Consider the following 15017-nt stretch of genomic DNA (forward strand, 5'->3'; position numbering starts at 1 on the left):
AAGGGAATCGCAGCCTGACCGAAGCAAGCAATGTGCCATTGTGTACAATTCGCCCGCGCCCGTCGCGCGGCGGATTATTTCACAATATCAGTTGCTTGAAATGCCTTTCGGTAACGAACGCGGGCTCGCTTGAATGAGCATCTGCCCAATTTAGAGGCAGGTCTGGTCAAGCCGAAATCTCGTCGCGAGGTCAGGTGAAGCAGGCGAGGATCTGCAGCAGTTGCTCGCGATTTTCCTTGCCGATCTTCTCGGCGACATGCCGCTCATGCTCGGCGGCGAGCCGCTTGAACTGTGCCAGCGCGGTCTTGCCGCGCGCCGTCAAATGCAGCGCATGGGAGCGGCGGTCGGTCGCGGAGGGGACGCGGCTGACGAAGTCGCGGTCTTCCAGGCTGTCGAGCAGATGCACCAGCCGCGCGCGTTCGATCCCGAGCCGCTTTGCCACCGCCATCTGGCTGAGGCCCGGATTGGCCCCGATCACGGTCATCACCGAATACTGGGTTGGGCGGATATCGACCGTCGCCAGCGTCTTGATGAAGTCCTGAAAGATCCAGAGCTGGAAGCGCCGCACCGCATAGCCGGCGTGACCGACCAGCGCGTCGAGGCCGATGTCGTCGCCGGCCTCGCCGCGGGGCGCCCCGCCATTTGCTCTGTGCGACCGGGGGCGGCGGACTGCCGCTGCCGTTCCTGCCGCCTTGCGCGATGTCTTTTGCTGGTCTGCCATGACCGCAAGGCTAGCGCGGCATCGTCGCGATGGAAAGATTGTTGTTGACGACAACAATTGATGTCCGCAACATTATGGCCAAAGAGCCCGGCCGGGACCGCGGCGCCGCACCATGTTGCAGCGCGATCCCGATAAGACACGGGTGACAAGACTTGGGCGAGGAGGAAACCATGACGATGGCCGCTGCCAGCGGAGACAATCCGAGCAGCCTGTTCGCGACGCCCGCGATCGTTGCGGATCGCCGCGACGACGGCAGCATCCTGGTCCGCTCCACCACGCCGCTGAAGCAGGGCGCCCGCTGCGTCGGCGACTGGCTGGAGCATTGGGCGCGGCAGGCGCCGGATCGCATCTTTCTCGGCGAGCGCGCCAATGCCGAGGCGCCCTGGAGCACCGTCAGCTATCGCGACGCGCTCGGCATCGTGCGGCGGGCCGCATCGTGGGTGCTGGCGCAAGGGCTGAGCACGGAACGGCCGCTCGTCATCCTCTCCGACAACGGCATCGATCACGCGTTGTTTGCGCTTGCCGCGCAGCATGTCGGCGTGCCCTCGGCCGCGATCTCGCCGGCCTATTCCTTGATGTCGAAAGACTTCGACAAGCTGAAGAGCATGATCGAGCTGCTCGATCCCGGCGCAATCTACGTCACGGGCACGAGGCCGTTCGCGGCGGCGCTTGGCGCAATCAAGCCGCTGCATCGCGCGACCATCGTCAGCGGCAATCCCGACGATGCCGACGCATTGCCGTTCCGCACCGTCGCTGCCACGCCGGAAGCGCCCGGGGTCGCGAAGGCGTTCGCGGCGGTGACGGCGGACACGATCGCCAAATTCCTATTCACCTCGGGCTCGACAGGCACGCCGAAGGCCGTGATCAACACCCAGCGCATGCTGACCTCGAGCCAGCAGGCCAAGGCGCAGACCTGGACGTTCCTCGAGCAAGCGCGCGATGATCTGGTCATCCTGGACTGGCTGCCCTGGAGCCACACCTTCGGCGCCAACCACAATTTCAATCTGGTGCTGCGCAACGGCGGCACGCTCTATATCGACGGCGGCAAGCCGGCGCCCGGTCTGTTCGCGACCTCGCTGGCCAACCTGCGCAGCGTGGTGCCGACGGTCTATTTCAACGTACCGCGCGGCTTCGACATGCTGATCGCGGCGCTGCGCACCGACGACGAACTGCGCAGAAAATTCTTCGAGGGCACCAAATTCGCCTTCTATGCCGGCGCGGCGCTGCCGCAGAATCTGTGGGATGCGCTGGAGGACTTGTCGCTGCAGACGGTCGGCCGCCGGTTGCCGATGGTGTCGGCCTGGGGTTCGACCGAGACCTCGCCGCTCGCGACCGATTGCCACTTCCTGGCAAAACGCTCCGGCAATATCGGCGTGCCGATCCCCGGCACCGAGCTCAAGCTGGTGCCGTCGGGCGACAAGCTCGAGGTGCGGGTGCGCGGGCCCAACGTCACGCCGGGCTACTGGAAGGCGCCCGAGCTGACCGCAGAGGCTTTCGATGCCGAGGGCTTTTACAAGATCGGCGACGCCGTCACCTTCGCAGATCCCGCACGGCCCGATCTCGGCCTGTTCTTCGACGGCCGCGTGGCGGAGGATTTCAAGCTCAATTCCGGCACTTGGGTCAGCGCCGGCACTTTGCGCGTCGCCGGCATCGCGGCGCTGGCGCCGCTCGCGCAGGACATCGTCGTCACCGGCCATGGCCGCGATGAGGTGCGCTTCCTGGTGTTCCCGAATCTTGCCGCCTGCCGCGCGCTGGCAGGCCTGCCCGAGAGCGCCGATGCGCGGGAGGTGATCGGCCATCCGGCGGTCCGTTCCGCGATCGGGCGGGGGCTGGCGACGCTGAAGGCGCAGGGCGGCCATTCCTCCGGCCATGCCACCCGTGCGCTGCTGCTGGCCGAGCCCGCCTCGGTCGACGGCGGGGAGATCACCGACAAGGGCTACATCAACCAGCGCGCCGTGCTGACGCGCCGCGCTGCAGCGGTGGCGGTATTGGAGGATGACGCGTCGGATGAGACGATCCGCTGCGCGGGCTTGTGAGCCGATTTGTGCCTGTGACCCGCCAGCGGCGCACCGCATAGACTGCGGTCGTCCCTGCGGAAGCTGGGACCCATACTCCGCGGCCGACACTGTGAACAAAGTTCGGTTATGGGTCCCGGCTCGGAGGCCGGGACGACACCGCGTTTATGGCACGGATCATCCAAGTTTTAGCTGTCCAACCGCCAGGTCCCCGCTGCTTCCTCTCGCCGCGCCGCACACGCGCGTTTTTAGTTGCCATAGCAACTAAGCTGTGCGAGTTTCCGTACCCATAGGGACAGGGCCGGTCAACGGCCAGGCGTTTGGGAGGAGAATGTTGCGCAGCACGGCGCGATCGGCACGCATGGACAATCGGACGAATACCGTGGGGGCGCAGCGCGCCGCCCGTGGTCCCGCCGCGCCGTCAGGTCGTGCTTTGCCCGGTCACGGCGCCGAGATTCTCGTGCAGCCGGCGCAGCAGCTCGATCAGCACCTCGCGCTCGTCCTTCTTCAGGCACGACAGCAGCCGGCGCTCGCGCTCCAGCGCCGCGACGATGACCTTGTCGTGGATGGCGCGGCCGCGCGCGGTCAGCGTGATCGAATGGGTGCGGCCGTCGTCCGGCGCGGTGCGGATGGTCAGCAGGCCGCGCTTCTGCAATGCCGCGAGGTTGCGGCTGACCGGCCCCTTGTCGAAGCCGATCACCTGGCAGATCCGGGAGGCGGGAATGCCCGGCTCGATCGCCAGTTGCGAGATAATCCGCCACTCGGTGACATTGACGCCGAAATTCTTCTGGTAAAACGCGGTGGCGCTGTTCGACAGCTTGTTGCCGATGAAGGTGATGAACGCCGGCACATAGCGATCAAGGTCCAGCAGCGGGCCGTCGCTGGCGTCTGCGGGATCGGCCGGTCTCGGCCGGCGGGGCTTTCGGGGGAGGGCCTGGCTGCTCATCTCTCAAATCATCGCTGCGAAACTGTCCGGGAGCAATAGATATGCGGCCCGTGTTGACAAGATCAAACCTCGGGAGGTCCCGATGACTGCAACAGAAGCTGCGTCCGTCCCGCATCTCGACGTCGATCCGTTCGCGCTCGAGTTCTTCGCCGATCCATTCCCGACCCACGAGCGGCTGCGCGAGGCCGCACCGGTGGTCTATCTCGACAAGTGGAATGTCTATGGCGTGGCGCGCTACGCCGAGGTCCATGCGGTGCTGAACGACCCCGCGACCTTCTGCTCCAGCCGCGGCGTCGGCCTCAGCGACTTTTCCAAGGAGAAGCCGTGGCGGCCGGCGAGCCTGATCCTGGAGGCCGACCCGCCCGCCCATACCCGGACCCGCGCCGTGCTGAGCACGGTGTTGTCGGCGACCGTGATGAAGCAGCTTCGCGGGCAATTTGCCGCCGCTGCGGAGGCCCGCCTCGATGCGCTGCTGGAGAAGCGCCGCTTCGACGCGGTCGCGGACCTTGCGGAAGCCTATCCGTTGTCGATCTTCCCGGATGCGCTCGGCCTGAGGCCGGAGGGCCGCGAGCATCTGCTGCCCTACGCCAGTCTGGTGTTCAATGCCTTCGGCCCGCCGAACGAGCTCCGCAAGGAGGCGATCGAGCGCTCGGCGCCGCATCAGGCCTATGTTGCCGAGCAATGCCAGCGCGACAATCTCACCCCGGGCGGCATCGGCGCCTGCATTCACGCCCATGTCGATACCGGCGCCATTACCGCGACCGAAGCGCCGCTGCTGGTGCGCTCGCTGCTGTCGGCCGGTCTCGACACGACCGTCAACGGCATCGGCGCCGCTGTCTACTGCCTCGCCCGCTTTCCCGACCAGTTCCAGAGGTTGCGCGCCGATCCGACGCTGGCGCGCAACGCCTTCGAGGAAGCCGTGCGGTTCGAAAGTCCGGTCCAGACTTTCTTCCGCACCACGACGCGCGACGTCGAGCTCAGTGGAGCCAGCATTCCTGAAGGCGAGAAGGTGCTGATGTTCCTGGCCGCGGCCAATCGTGATCCGCGCCGCTGGGAAGCGCCCGACAGCTACGACATCACGCGTCGTACGTCGGGCCATGTCGGCTACGGGTCGGGCATCCATATGTGTGTCGGCCAGCTCGTCGCCCGTCTCGAAGGCGAGGTGATGATGGCGGCGCTGGCGCGTCGTGTCGCCAGGATCGATATCACCGGCGAGCCGAAGCGCCTTTTCAACAACACGCTGCGCGGGCTCAGCAGCCTGCCGGTCGAGATCACGCCGGCCTGACGAAACGCTCAAGACCAGAAAAAGGTCGATTGAGGAAACATGGGAGGGGAGACGATGAGGGGCTTCGGGGTTGGGCGATTTACGATTGGACTTGCGCTGGCACTGGCCTGCGCCGCGGGCGGCGCACGCGCGGAGATTTCCGGCGACGTGGTCCGCGTCGGCGTGCTCAACGACATTTCCGGCATCTTCCAGGACACCAACGGCATGGGTTCAGTGGAGGCCGCGCGGATGGCCGCGGAAGATTTCAATGGTGGCGGCAAGGGCATCAAGGTCGAGATCGTCTATGCCGATCACCAGAACAAGGCCGACGTGGGCTCTGCGATCGCGCGCAAATGGCTCGATGTCGAAGGCGTCGATGCCATCGTCGACGTGCCGAACTCGGCGGTCGGGCTCGCCATCAACACCATCCTGCGCGATAGCCGGATGACGTTCCTGGCATCGTCGACCGCGAGCTCCGATCTCACCGGCAAGGCCTGCTCGCCGAACACCATTCAATGGGTCAACGACGCCTGGGCCACCGGCAACACCACCGCGGCCGCGATGATGCAGCGTGGCGGCAAGGATTGGTATTTCGTGACCGTCGATTATGCACTCGGCAAAGGCATTGAGGCCGAGGCGACCAACTACATCGAGAAGCACGGCGGCAAGGTTTTGGGCTCGAGCAAGCATCCGCTCGGCACGTCGGACTTCGCGTCGTTCCTGCTGCAGGCGCAGAGCTCGAAAGCAAAAGTGATCGGGCTCGCCAATGCCGGCGGCGACACCATCAATGCGGTGAAGCAGGCGGCCGAGTTCGGCATTCAGCAGGGCGGCCAGACCATGGTGGCGTTCCTGCTGTTCGTGAACGACATCCACGGCATGGGCCTGAAGGTGGCGCAGGGCCTGCAGCTGCTGGAAGCCTTCTACTGGGACATGAATGACGACACCCGCGCGTTCGCAAAGCGCTTCGCTGCGCGTCCCGGCATGAACGGCAAGATGCCGAGCGGCAACCAGGCCGGCGTCTACGCCTCGACGCTCGCCTATCTCAACGCGGTCGCCGCGACCGGCAGCGACGACGCCAAGGCGGTGGTGCCGCAGATGAAGACCTTCAAGGGCAAGGACAAGCTGTTCGGCGACACCACGATCCGCCAGGACGGCCGCGTCATCCACCCGATGTATCTGTTCGAGGTGAAGAAGCCGGAGGAGTCGAAGTACCCCTACGACTATTACAAGCTGATCGCGACCATCCCGGCCGATCAGGCATTCCGCCCGCTGGCCGATGGCGGCTGCTCACTGGTGAAGTGACGAGGGTGGCTGCCGCGCGCGGTCACATCCTCCCCTGGAGGGGGAGGATCGGTTCGCATGAAATGCGAACCGAGGTGGGGTGAAGGTCCATCCAGTCGAACAGTGCCCGTGTTGAGAGATCACCCCACCCCGGATCGCACGTCGCTGCGCTCGTTGCGATCCGACCCTCCCCCTCCAGGGGAGGGTGAAGGAGGTGAGTTTTCTCCGCGGGCTATACTGCGTTGAGACCGAACTTCGCTACGCCGCCTTCGGGCTCGCCACCTTCACTCGCGCCAGCATCTCGGCCGCCGTCATGACATGCGCGGTGGAGAATGCGAGGATCGTCAGCGTGGCGCGGTGCACCTCCTCGGCGGACAAGGCGCCCTGGCCGACATCGGGATAGTCGAACGTGCCGGTCGCGTCCGACAGGAAGACGACCTTGTAATTGTGGAACATGGCGTCGCGCGCGGTGGCGTGGCAGCAGTTCTCGGTCGTGGTCCCCGAGATGATCACCGTGGTGATGCCCCATTCGCGCAGGATGAGATCGAGATCGGTGGCGAAGAACGCGCTGTAGCGGTGCTTCTTGATGACGTGCTCGCCGAGGGCGGGCGCGAGGTCGTTGAAGATCTCGACGCCCTCGGTGCCGTCGACCAGCGACGACCGGTCGGCGATCGGCGAATAGAGATCGTCATAGAGGCCCATGTCGCTGCCGTCGCGGCGATGCACATGCGCGGTGTAGATGACGCGGATGCCCTTGTCGCGGCAGGCCTTCAGGGTCTGCGCCAGCCGCGGCACCGTGGCGGCGGCCTGGGCCGAACGCAGCTTGGCGCCCTCGGCCACGAAATCGTTCTGCATGTCGACGACGATCATCACGGTTCGCGCCGGATCGATGATTTCGCATTGGTAGCCCATGTGGTGTCTCCTCCTGGGTGAGAGACGATTTCTACGCCGGTTCCCGCGATCGTTCTTGGCTGCGCCGGCCAGTCGCTGGTCTCTGCTTGCCAGAAGGGAGGGCCGGACGCAGAATATTCCGCTGCCGGGTTGGGCGGGAGCAAGGTCCGATGCAGACCCCAGATCACACAGTCGTCGCGCAAACGCTCGTTGCGCCGGGTGACAGCTTCGACCGCTGGCATCACGTCACCTGCCGCGAATTTTCGCTGACCGAATGCCGTCGCGTCGCCGACGAGGCGTTTGCCGCGTCGATCTCGATACGCAATCTCGGCCCGCTGGCCATCAACGACATCTGGTCGTCGACGCCGGCCGCCGACCGCATCCGGGTGACGCGCAGCGCGAGCGACGTCCGCAGGGATCCGCGCGACTATTTCATGCTGTGGCTCACGCTGCGCGGCGAGGTCGGCTTTGCGCAAGGCGGCCGCGACGTGCGCATGCGCCGGGGCGATCTGATGCTGCATGACCAGGCGCAGCCGTTCACGCTCGAATTCGCCCCAAGCGCGCGCGCGATCATGGTGTCGATCCCGCGGCCGCTGCTGCTCGCGCGCCTGCCGGATGCGCAGCGCCTGACGGCGCGGCGGGTCGGCAACGCGTCGAAAGTGGGAGCGCTGGCGGGATCGCTGATCCGCCGGCTGACGCGGCTCGATGACGCGGCCGGACCTGCGGCGATACGGCTTGCTGCGGCGGCGCTCGATATTTTCGCAACCACGCTGCAGACCGAGCTGACGGACGAAGGGCCCCGGCGCGGCGACGAACGGCTGGCGCGGGTCAAGGCCTACATGCTGGCCAATCTCGACGATCCCGGGCTCGATCTCGATGCGATCACCACGGCGCAGAACATGGCGCCGCGCACGCTCAATCGCCTGTTCGCGCGCGAAGGCACGACGCCGATCCGCTGGCTCTGGCAGCAGCGCCTCGCCGGCGCCTATCAGGCGCTGGCCGAGCGGCGCTTCAACCATGTCACCGATGTCGCGCTGAGCTTCGGCTTCAGCGACGTCTCGCATTTCAGCCGCGCCTTCAAGGCCGCGTTCGGCCGCTCGCCGCATCAGGTGATGGGGTGACAATGCGTACAGCGCTGAGAGGCAAAGACGGATAACAGGATAGCGCAGTGCCGAGCCCCTACTGCGCGACCTTGCTGCTGCCTTGCGTGATCAGCCGTGCGGCGCGCTGGTCGCGGGTGTGGATCCAGAGCCAGTTCATCGCCACCGCAATCCGATGCCGCACGCCGATCAGGAAGTAGATGTGGGCGAGGCCCCAGATCCACCATGCCAATGAGCCGCGCAGCTTGAGCCAGCCGAAATCGATCACCGCCTTCTTCTTGCCGATCTGGGCGAGGCTGCCGGCATGCTTGTAGCGGAACGGCGGCAGCGTCTTGCCGTCGAGCCGGGCCTTGATCAGCGCGGCGACATAGCGCCCCTCCTGCTTGGCGGCCGGGGCGATGCCGGGCACCGGATTGCCGTCGGGGTCCTTGATCGTGACGGTATCGCCGACGGCGAAGACATCGGGATGGCCCGGCACGGTCAGATCCGGCTCGACCTGCAGCCGATGGGCGCGATCGGCCGGCGCGTTCAGCCACTCGGCGGCGCGCGAGGCGCGCACGCCGGCGGCCCAGACGATGGTGCGCGCCTCCAGCCTCTTGCCGCCGAACACCACGCCGTCGGCCGAGCATTCGGTGACCGGCTCGCCCAGCATCACCTCAACGCCGAGTTTTTCCAGCGACGCCTGCGCATAGGCCGAGAGATCGTCGGGGAAGCCGGCCAGCACGCGCGAGCCGGCCTCGATCAGCACCACGCGTGCCTTGCGCGTGTCGATGTGACGGAAGTCTTGCGGCAGCGTGTCCTTGGCGAGGTCGGCGATGGTGCCGGCCATCTCGACACCGGTCGGCCCGGCGCCGATGATGACGAAGGTCAGCAGCGCCGCGCGCTTGTCCGGATCGGTCTCGCGCTCGGCGCGCTCGAAGGCGACCAGGATGCGCCGCCGCAGCGTGGTCGCGTCCTCCAGCGTCTTCAGGCCCGGCGCGAACGGCTCCCATTCGTCATGGCCGAAATAGGCGTGGCGGGCGCCGGTGGCGAGGACCAGCGTGTCGTAGGGAATGCTGCCGCCGTCGTCGAGCTGGACGCATTTCGCCGCGGCGTCGACGCCGCACACATTGGCGAACAGCGTCGTCACCTCGGGCCGGTCGCGCAAGAGATAGCGGATCGGCCAGGCGATCTCGCTGGTGGCAAGCGAAGCGGTCGCGACCTGATAGAGCAGCGGCTGGAACAGATGGTGGTTGCGGCGGTCGATCAGCGTGATCTCGACCGGCGCCTTTGCGAGACCGAAGGCGGTTTCCAGGCCGCCGAAGCCGGCGCCGACGATCACCACGCGATGAGGTTTGGCCGGCGCTTGCGTCATCTGATGTCGCTCTCGGTTTCGAACGGCTTCGTCGTTTGATTATGTATTCATTCGCAGCTCCATTCCAACACGAAATGCCCGATCGCCCGATAGCAAAACCCAATCGCCGCAAGCCTCACGCATCCTGTGGCGCGGCCGCGGCGACGGCCCGCCGCCGCATCGGCAGGAACAGTCCCGCGACCGCGCCGGCGAACGACAGCGTTGCGGCAAGGCTCATCGCCGACGCAAAGCCGTTGGTGAAATGTCCGGATGTATCGGCTGCGCCATTGGCGGAGAAACTCGCCACCAGCGCCGCGATGCCGAACATGCCGCCGAGGAAGCGGCCCATGTTGAAGATACCAGAGGCCTTGCCCATCTCGCTAACGGCAACCGCGCCCAGCACCGCGTTCTGCGCGGCCGGCATCGCCATCGACACGCCGACGCCGGCGAGCACCAGCGGCGCGACGAGAGCCGAATAGGGCACTGTGGGGCTCACGATCTCGCTGATCCAGCCGAGCCCGATCGCCTGCATCAGCAGGCCGGTGACGACAAGCGTGCGCTCGCCGAACCGGTTGACTGCGGCGCCGGCGATCGGTGCGGTGACGAACAGCGTCGCCGTCCACGGCAGCAGACGCAGCCCGGCGCCGAAGGCGTCGAAGCCGAGCGCGATCTGCAGGAACTGCGGCAGCAGGAACAGCACGCCATACATCGCGGCGTAGAAAAGCACGCTTGCGGCCATGCCCGATGCAAAAGGCCTGACCGCGAACAGCCGCATCGGCACCATCGGGCTTGTCGCACGCAGCTCCCACAACACGAACATCGCTGCCAGCGCGACGCCGGCGATCAGCGCGCCCGAGACTTCCGCGCTGGCCCAGCCGACGCCATTGCCGCGCAGCAGGCCCCAGACCAGTGTGAGCGCAGCGAGCGCGACCAGCGTGAGGCCGGCAATGTCGAGCGGCGCAGCCGGCCCAAAGCTTTCGCGCAGGCGGGCGATCACGAGGGCAATCGCGACCAGGCCGATCGGCAAATTGATCCAGAAGATCCAGCGCCAGCCGAGATGCTCGGTGATGAAGCCGCCGATCGCTGGGCCGATGATGAGCGCGCATCCGGTGATGCCGCTGAAAATGCCGAGCGCACGGGCGCGCTCCTCGCGGCCGAAGGCGCCGCTCAGGATCGCCATCGCCAGCGGCATCACCAGCGCCGCGCCTGCGCCCTGCAGGGCGCGCGCCGCGATCAGGGCCGCGGCGTTGCCCGCCAGCGCGCAGGCCGCGGAAGCCACGACGAACAGGCCGATCCCGGCCGCGAACATCCTGCGCCGCCCGAACCGGTCGCCGAGCGCCGCGCCGGTCAGGAGCAGCACCGCGAAGGTCAGGTTGAAGGCGTTGACGGTCCATTGCAGCGTCTCCACGGCGCTTCCGAAATCGGCGCGGATGGTGGCGAAGGCCGTGGTCATGATCATGGCGTCGAGCGCCATCATGAAGGATGCCAGCGCGGTGAGGCCGAGCACCCAGCGCTGTTCGGCGCGCTCCCGAGGGGTCTGCATGGTCGTTCTCCATTGCCGCGCCGTGAGGTTGCGGCGCGCTTCGCAGGCCAGGACGAACCGGGACGGGCAAAGGATGCGGCCTAAATTTATTTTTGCCGGACCGCATCCTTTGGCGGTTTGCAAACGTCCTTGGGTCTGAGGCGGCCGGTTCAGGCCGCAGGACCAGGCCAAGGAGGCTGCGATGAGACGGACCCTGATCAGGTACAAGGCGAAGCCGGAGATGGCGGAGAAGAATGCCGCGTTGGTGTCGGCGGTGTTCGCCGAGCTGAAGGCGGCCAGGCCGGACGGCGTGCGCTATCTGACCCTGCGGCTGGAGGACGATACCTTCATCCACATGGTCGAGACCGCCGCCGAGGATGGCTCGAGCCCGATCCCGAAACTGGCCGCGTTCCAGGCCTTCCAGGACGGCATCCGCGATCGTTGCGCCGAGCCGCCGCTGGTTCGCAGTGCGGTGATTGTCGGGAATTATCGTATGCTGGATGAGCCGTGAACCGGCGGGCAGTGCACCGATCTGGCGGAGCCATCATGACGTCACCACACCAAGCGCCGGCCGCGACCGACGTCGACGCGCTTTTGGCGGCGATGCGGCCAAGGCTGCATCGCTACTGCGCCCGCATGGTCGGATCGGTCATCGACGGCGAGGATGTGCTGCAGGATGCGCTGATCAAGGCGGTGGAAGCCTTCGGGTCCGCCGCGCCGATCCAGAATCCGCAAGCCTGGCTGTTCCGGATCGCGCACAACACCGCGCTCGATTTCCTCAGGCGGCGCAACCGCCAGGAAGCGCTCCGTGCGCCGGAGGAGGTGGACATGATGGCCGGAGAGCTCGATGATTTGGACCGCCGCGAGATCGCCGCGACCAGCCTGCGCACCTTCATGCGCCTGCCGGTGGCGCAGCGTTCCAGCGTGATCCTGATGGATGTGCTCGGCTGCTCCCTGCAGGAGATCTGCGGCATCATGGATTTCAGCCTGCCGGCGGTGAAAGCCGCGCTGCACCGTGGACGCACGCAGCTGCGCGAGTTTGCCGCCGAGCCGGACGACGCGCCGCGGCCCGGCCTGTCGCCGGCCGATCGCATCAGGCTCAACGCCTATGTCAGCCATTTCAACGCCCGCGACTTCGACGCCATCCGCGCCATGATCGCCGATGACATCAGGCTCGAGCTCGTCAACCGCACGCGGCTGAACGGCAAGGCCGAGGTGTCACGCTACTTCGGCAATTATTCGAAGATCGACGACTGGCATCTGGTGACCGGACAGGTCGAGGGGCGCCCCGCGATCCTGGTGTTCGATCCGACCGCTCTGGACGCGCCGCCGCGATCGTTCATGCTGCTCGACTGGTCGGCCGACAAGGTTGCGACGATCAGGGATTTCCGCCACGCGTCCTATGCGATCGACGGCGCCGAATGGGTGGTGGATCAAGGGTAGGTGGCCGACCCTCCGCACGTGGCGCAGTGATCGTTCCAGAATCTCAGTGTCGTCCCGGCGAAAGCCGGGACCCATAACCCCAAATGGCAATTGGCGCGCGCCGCTGGGGCCACAGCTTGTTTCGACAACGCAAGGCGGTGGTTATGGGTCCCGGCTTTCGCCGGGACGACGCAAGGAGAGAGTGCCCCTACCGCGTCTTGCCGCCGAATTCGCCGCTGGCAATCCGCGCCACGCGGCTGCCGGCTGCGGCCGGCGCGCTGTTTCGTTCAAACATGCCATCGCTGCCGCTCTCGCGCGGCAAGGACGACGCTTCATCGACACGGCCGCCGCCCGGCCAGAACAGCAGGACCAGGTTCATCACGCCATTGACGGCCGCGCCGACCACCGTCGCTGTGTGCTGATAGGTCAGCGCATATTCGGGGAATCGTCCGGCAACGGCCCTGTCGAGCACCATGAGGGCGACCCATGCCGCCATCACGCAGACCGGATCCCAGCCCATGTCGCGCACCCGCATCGATTGCAGCATGAAGCAGATGACGAGCATGCCGTAGAAGGCAATGACCAGCACGGGGTTGCTCGATGCCTGCGCCAGCAGCACGTCCATACTGCCGCTCGCCGGTGCGTTGCCGGTGACGCCGTAGACCAGCATCATAAAGCCGAGGCCCACGACGAAGGTGCAGAAGAAGAAAGCCAGTCGGCCCATCCGGGCATTGAAGCCGAAGATGTAATTCAGCATGTGACGCACCCCTTTGGCGGCAGCGTCGGCCAGGGATGCTTTCCGGACCATGAAGCCCGCAGGCGCTTGCCGGCCTGTGGTTTCCGGGAGCTTTACCGGATCGTTAAAGCCTGCTGCAGTGCGGGCGTGGGTCGTTGCCGAAGGCCGCCGCCTGCGACAATCGTTGCCCACGCAACCGGCATTATATTTCTTGCCATGGTCGATTTAGACGAATTATGATGCAAGGTGCTGGGGTATGCGCCGAAGGTTCTAAGTCAGCGCCATCGGTTCATGCTTGCTGCAGACTTGCGATATCGCGCACAAAATACGTCACAGAACGACGCGCGCAAAGCGTGACCCCCGGGCCCTCGTGATCGAGCCTCGTGGGATCTTTGGTTGAGGAGGGGAGTGAATATGAAAAAGGCATTTTGGCTGGCAGGCGCCATGGCTCTGGCGCTGGCGCAGCCCGCGACGGCGGCTGACAGCGTCAAGATCGGCTTCGTGTCGACCTTCAGCGGTCCGACCGCCGTGATCGGCAACGACATGCGCAATTCCTTCGAGCTCGCGCTCGACCATCTCGGCCGCAAGATCGACGGCAAGCCGGTCGAGGTGATCTACGAGGACGACCAGCAGAAGCCCGATGTCGGCAAGCAGAAGACCGAGAAGCTGGTGCAGTCCGACAAGGTCGACTTCATCGTCGGCTACATCTGGTCGAACGTGCTGCTGGCGTCGCTGAAGACCGCGGTCGATTCCAAGACCTTCCTGATCTCGGCCAATGCCGGTCCGTCGCAGCTCGCCGGCGAACTGTGCTCGCCTTACGTGTTCTCGACCTCCTGGCAGAACGACCAGACCCCGCAGGCGGTCGGCACCTACATGAACCAGAAGGGCGTCAAGTCGGTGTTCCTGATCGGCCCGAACTACGCCGCGGGCAAGGACATGCTGGCCGGCGTCAAGAGCACGTTCAAGGGCCAGGTCGTCGGCGAGGAATATACGGTGTGGCCGAGCCAGCTCGACTTCTCCGCCGAGCTCACCAAGGCGAAGAACTCCAAGGCCGAGTCGATCTTCGTGTTCTATCCGGGCGCGGCCGGCGTGCAGTTCCTGAACCAGTACGCGCAGGCCGGCATCAAGCAGCAGATCCCGCTCTATACCGCGTTCACCATCGACGAATTGTCGCTGCCGTTGCAGAAGGACAATGCGCTCGGCGTTCCCGGCGCGCAGCAATGGGTCAACGACCTGCCCAACGAGGAGAACAAGAAGTTCGTCGCCGACTACCGCAAGAAGTACCCGGGCCTGCGGCCGACCTTCTACGGCGCACAGTCCTACGACGCTGCCAACCCTCATCAACAGCGCCGTGGTCGCGGTGAAGGGCGACCTGACGAAGAAGGACGCGATGAAGGCCGAGATGGAGAAGGTGAACTTCAAATCGGTGCGCGGACCGTTCAAGTACGGCAACAACCACATTCCGATCCAGAACTTCTATCTGCAGGACGTGGTCAAGGACGCCGAGGGCCAGCTGTCGCTGAAGACGGTCGCGACCATCGTCAAGGACGACCAGGATCGCTTCCACGACAAGTGTCCGATGAAGTGATTTAAAGTCACCTCGCCCCGCTCTTGCGGGGAGAGGTCGATTGCGCAGCAATCGGGTGAGGGGTTCTTTCCACGAGCTCGATTCGCGGAAAGAGCCCCTCACCCCGACCCTCTCCCCGCAAGAGCGGGGCGAGGGAGAACAACAAGCCGTATAAGCGGCGGCGCATGCGCGCTGCCGCTGTTTTGTTTCAGCCCGATG

General features: G+C 65.8%; 12 protein-coding genes and 1 pseudogene. 7 read left to right on the top strand and 6 right to left on the bottom strand.

Features of this window, described 5'->3' with window-relative positions; genetic code table 11:
• Positions 1–190: 190 nt before the first annotated feature.
• A complete protein-coding gene (locus tag ACVWY5_RS42230; RefSeq protein WP_028333789.1) occupies positions 191–721 on the bottom strand; it encodes a MarR family winged helix-turn-helix transcriptional regulator in 531 nt (176 codons plus the stop codon).
• Between the two features lie 176 nt (positions 722–897).
• On the opposite strand from ACVWY5_RS42230, the gene ACVWY5_RS42235 reads away from it, so the two are divergent.
• Positions 898–2757, top strand: a complete 1860-nt coding sequence (locus ACVWY5_RS42235; protein WP_028333788.1) for a feruloyl-CoA synthase — start codon at positions 898–900, stop codon at positions 2755–2757.
• A gap of 400 nt (positions 2758–3157) precedes the next feature.
• Here ACVWY5_RS42235 and ACVWY5_RS42240 read toward each other — a convergent pair whose 3' ends face one another.
• Positions 3158–3682 carry a MarR family winged helix-turn-helix transcriptional regulator gene (locus ACVWY5_RS42240; protein WP_028333787.1) on the bottom strand — a complete coding sequence of 175 codons (525 nt, stop codon included), beginning with the start codon at positions 3680–3682 and terminating at the stop codon, positions 3158–3160.
• 82 nt (positions 3683–3764) lie between these two features.
• Between ACVWY5_RS42240 and ACVWY5_RS42245 the strand changes: the two genes are divergently transcribed.
• Positions 3765–4967, top strand: coding sequence for a cytochrome P450 (locus ACVWY5_RS42245; RefSeq protein ID WP_028352106.1), 1203 nt, complete (start codon positions 3765–3767; stop codon positions 4965–4967).
• A gap of 54 nt (positions 4968–5021) precedes the next feature.
• A complete protein-coding gene (locus ACVWY5_RS42250) occupies positions 5022–6248 on the top strand; it encodes an ABC transporter substrate-binding protein (protein ID WP_038377394.1) in 1227 nt (408 codons plus the stop codon).
• Positions 6249–6485: 237 nt separating this feature from the next.
• Here ACVWY5_RS42250 and ACVWY5_RS42255 read toward each other — a convergent pair whose 3' ends face one another.
• The gene (locus ACVWY5_RS42255) at positions 6486–7139 is read right to left on the bottom strand and encodes an isochorismatase family protein (RefSeq protein WP_028333784.1); all 654 of its coding nucleotides are present in this window, start codon (positions 7137–7139) and stop codon (positions 6486–6488) included.
• A 149-nt stretch (positions 7140–7288) separates the two neighbouring features.
• Between ACVWY5_RS42255 and ACVWY5_RS42260 the strand changes: the two genes are divergently transcribed.
• Positions 7289–8239 carry an AraC-like ligand-binding domain-containing protein gene (locus ACVWY5_RS42260; protein WP_028333783.1) on the top strand — a complete coding sequence of 317 codons (951 nt, stop codon included), beginning with the start codon at positions 7289–7291 and terminating at the stop codon, positions 8237–8239.
• A 58-nt stretch (positions 8240–8297) separates the two neighbouring features.
• On the opposite strand, the gene ACVWY5_RS42265 is transcribed toward ACVWY5_RS42260, so the two are convergent.
• Together ACVWY5_RS42265 and ACVWY5_RS42270 are read right to left on the bottom strand one after the other, a co-directional pair.
• The gene (locus tag ACVWY5_RS42265) at positions 8298–9572 is read right to left on the bottom strand and encodes an NAD(P)/FAD-dependent oxidoreductase (RefSeq protein WP_028333782.1); all 1275 of its coding nucleotides are present in this window, start codon (positions 9570–9572) and stop codon (positions 8298–8300) included.
• Between the two features lie 115 nt (positions 9573–9687).
• On the bottom strand, positions 9688–11094 hold the full coding sequence (locus ACVWY5_RS42270) for a DHA2 family efflux MFS transporter permease subunit (RefSeq protein WP_028333781.1): 1407 nt from the start codon (positions 11092–11094) through the stop codon (positions 9688–9690).
• A 181-nt stretch (positions 11095–11275) separates the two neighbouring features.
• On the opposite strand from ACVWY5_RS42270, the gene ACVWY5_RS42275 reads away from it, so the two are divergent.
• Positions 11276–11584: a hypothetical protein gene (locus tag ACVWY5_RS42275; RefSeq protein WP_028333780.1), complete on the top strand. Its 309-nt coding sequence runs from the start codon at positions 11276–11278 to the stop codon at positions 11582–11584.
• Between the two features lie 35 nt (positions 11585–11619).
• Positions 11620–12516 carry an RNA polymerase sigma factor gene (locus ACVWY5_RS42280; protein ID WP_028333779.1) on the top strand — a complete coding sequence of 299 codons (897 nt, stop codon included), beginning with the start codon at positions 11620–11622 and terminating at the stop codon, positions 12514–12516.
• Between the two features lie 187 nt (positions 12517–12703).
• Here ACVWY5_RS42280 and ACVWY5_RS42285 read toward each other — a convergent pair whose 3' ends face one another.
• Positions 12704–13423, bottom strand: a complete 720-nt coding sequence (locus ACVWY5_RS42285) for a DUF805 domain-containing protein (RefSeq protein WP_157348840.1) — start codon at positions 13421–13423, stop codon at positions 12704–12706.
• A 222-nt stretch (positions 13424–13645) separates the two neighbouring features.
• On the opposite strand from ACVWY5_RS42285, the pseudogene ACVWY5_RS42290 reads away from it, so the two are divergent.
• A pseudogene (locus ACVWY5_RS42290) lies at positions 13646–14819 on the top strand (ABC transporter substrate-binding protein).
• Positions 14820–15017 lie beyond the last annotated feature (198 nt).

This window comes from Bradyrhizobium sp. USDA 3256 (assembly GCF_054058275.1).

What these genes read in the sequence shown, in the direction of transcription:
- ACVWY5_RS42270 (WP_028333781.1), bottom strand. Translation starts at nt 11,094, where the DNA reads ATGCAGACCCCTCGGGAGCGCGCCGAACAGCGCTGGGTGCTCGGCCTC.
- ACVWY5_RS42245 (WP_028352106.1), top strand. Translation starts at nt 3,765, where the DNA reads ATGACTGCAACAGAAGCTGCGTCCGTCCCGCATCTCGACGTCGATCCG.
- ACVWY5_RS42280 (WP_028333779.1), top strand. Translation starts at nt 11,620, where the DNA reads ATGACGTCACCACACCAAGCGCCGGCCGCGACCGACGTCGACGCGCTT.
- ACVWY5_RS42265 (WP_028333782.1), bottom strand. Translation starts at nt 9,572, where the DNA reads ATGACGCAAGCGCCGGCCAAACCTCATCGCGTGGTGATCGTCGGCGCC.
- ACVWY5_RS42235 (WP_028333788.1), top strand. Translation starts at nt 898, where the DNA reads ATGGCCGCTGCCAGCGGAGACAATCCGAGCAGCCTGTTCGCGACGCCC.
- ACVWY5_RS42230 (WP_028333789.1), bottom strand. Translation starts at nt 721, where the DNA reads ATGGCAGACCAGCAAAAGACATCGCGCAAGGCGGCAGGAACGGCAGCG.
- ACVWY5_RS42255 (WP_028333784.1), bottom strand. Translation starts at nt 7,139, where the DNA reads ATGGGCTACCAATGCGAAATCATCGATCCGGCGCGAACCGTGATGATC.
- ACVWY5_RS42260 (WP_028333783.1), top strand. Translation starts at nt 7,289, where the DNA reads ATGCAGACCCCAGATCACACAGTCGTCGCGCAAACGCTCGTTGCGCCG.
- ACVWY5_RS42275 (WP_028333780.1), top strand. Translation starts at nt 11,276, where the DNA reads ATGAGACGGACCCTGATCAGGTACAAGGCGAAGCCGGAGATGGCGGAG.
- ACVWY5_RS42250 (WP_038377394.1), top strand. Translation starts at nt 5,022, where the DNA reads ATGAGGGGCTTCGGGGTTGGGCGATTTACGATTGGACTTGCGCTGGCA.
- ACVWY5_RS42240 (WP_028333787.1), bottom strand. Translation starts at nt 3,682, where the DNA reads ATGAGCAGCCAGGCCCTCCCCCGAAAGCCCCGCCGGCCGAGACCGGCC.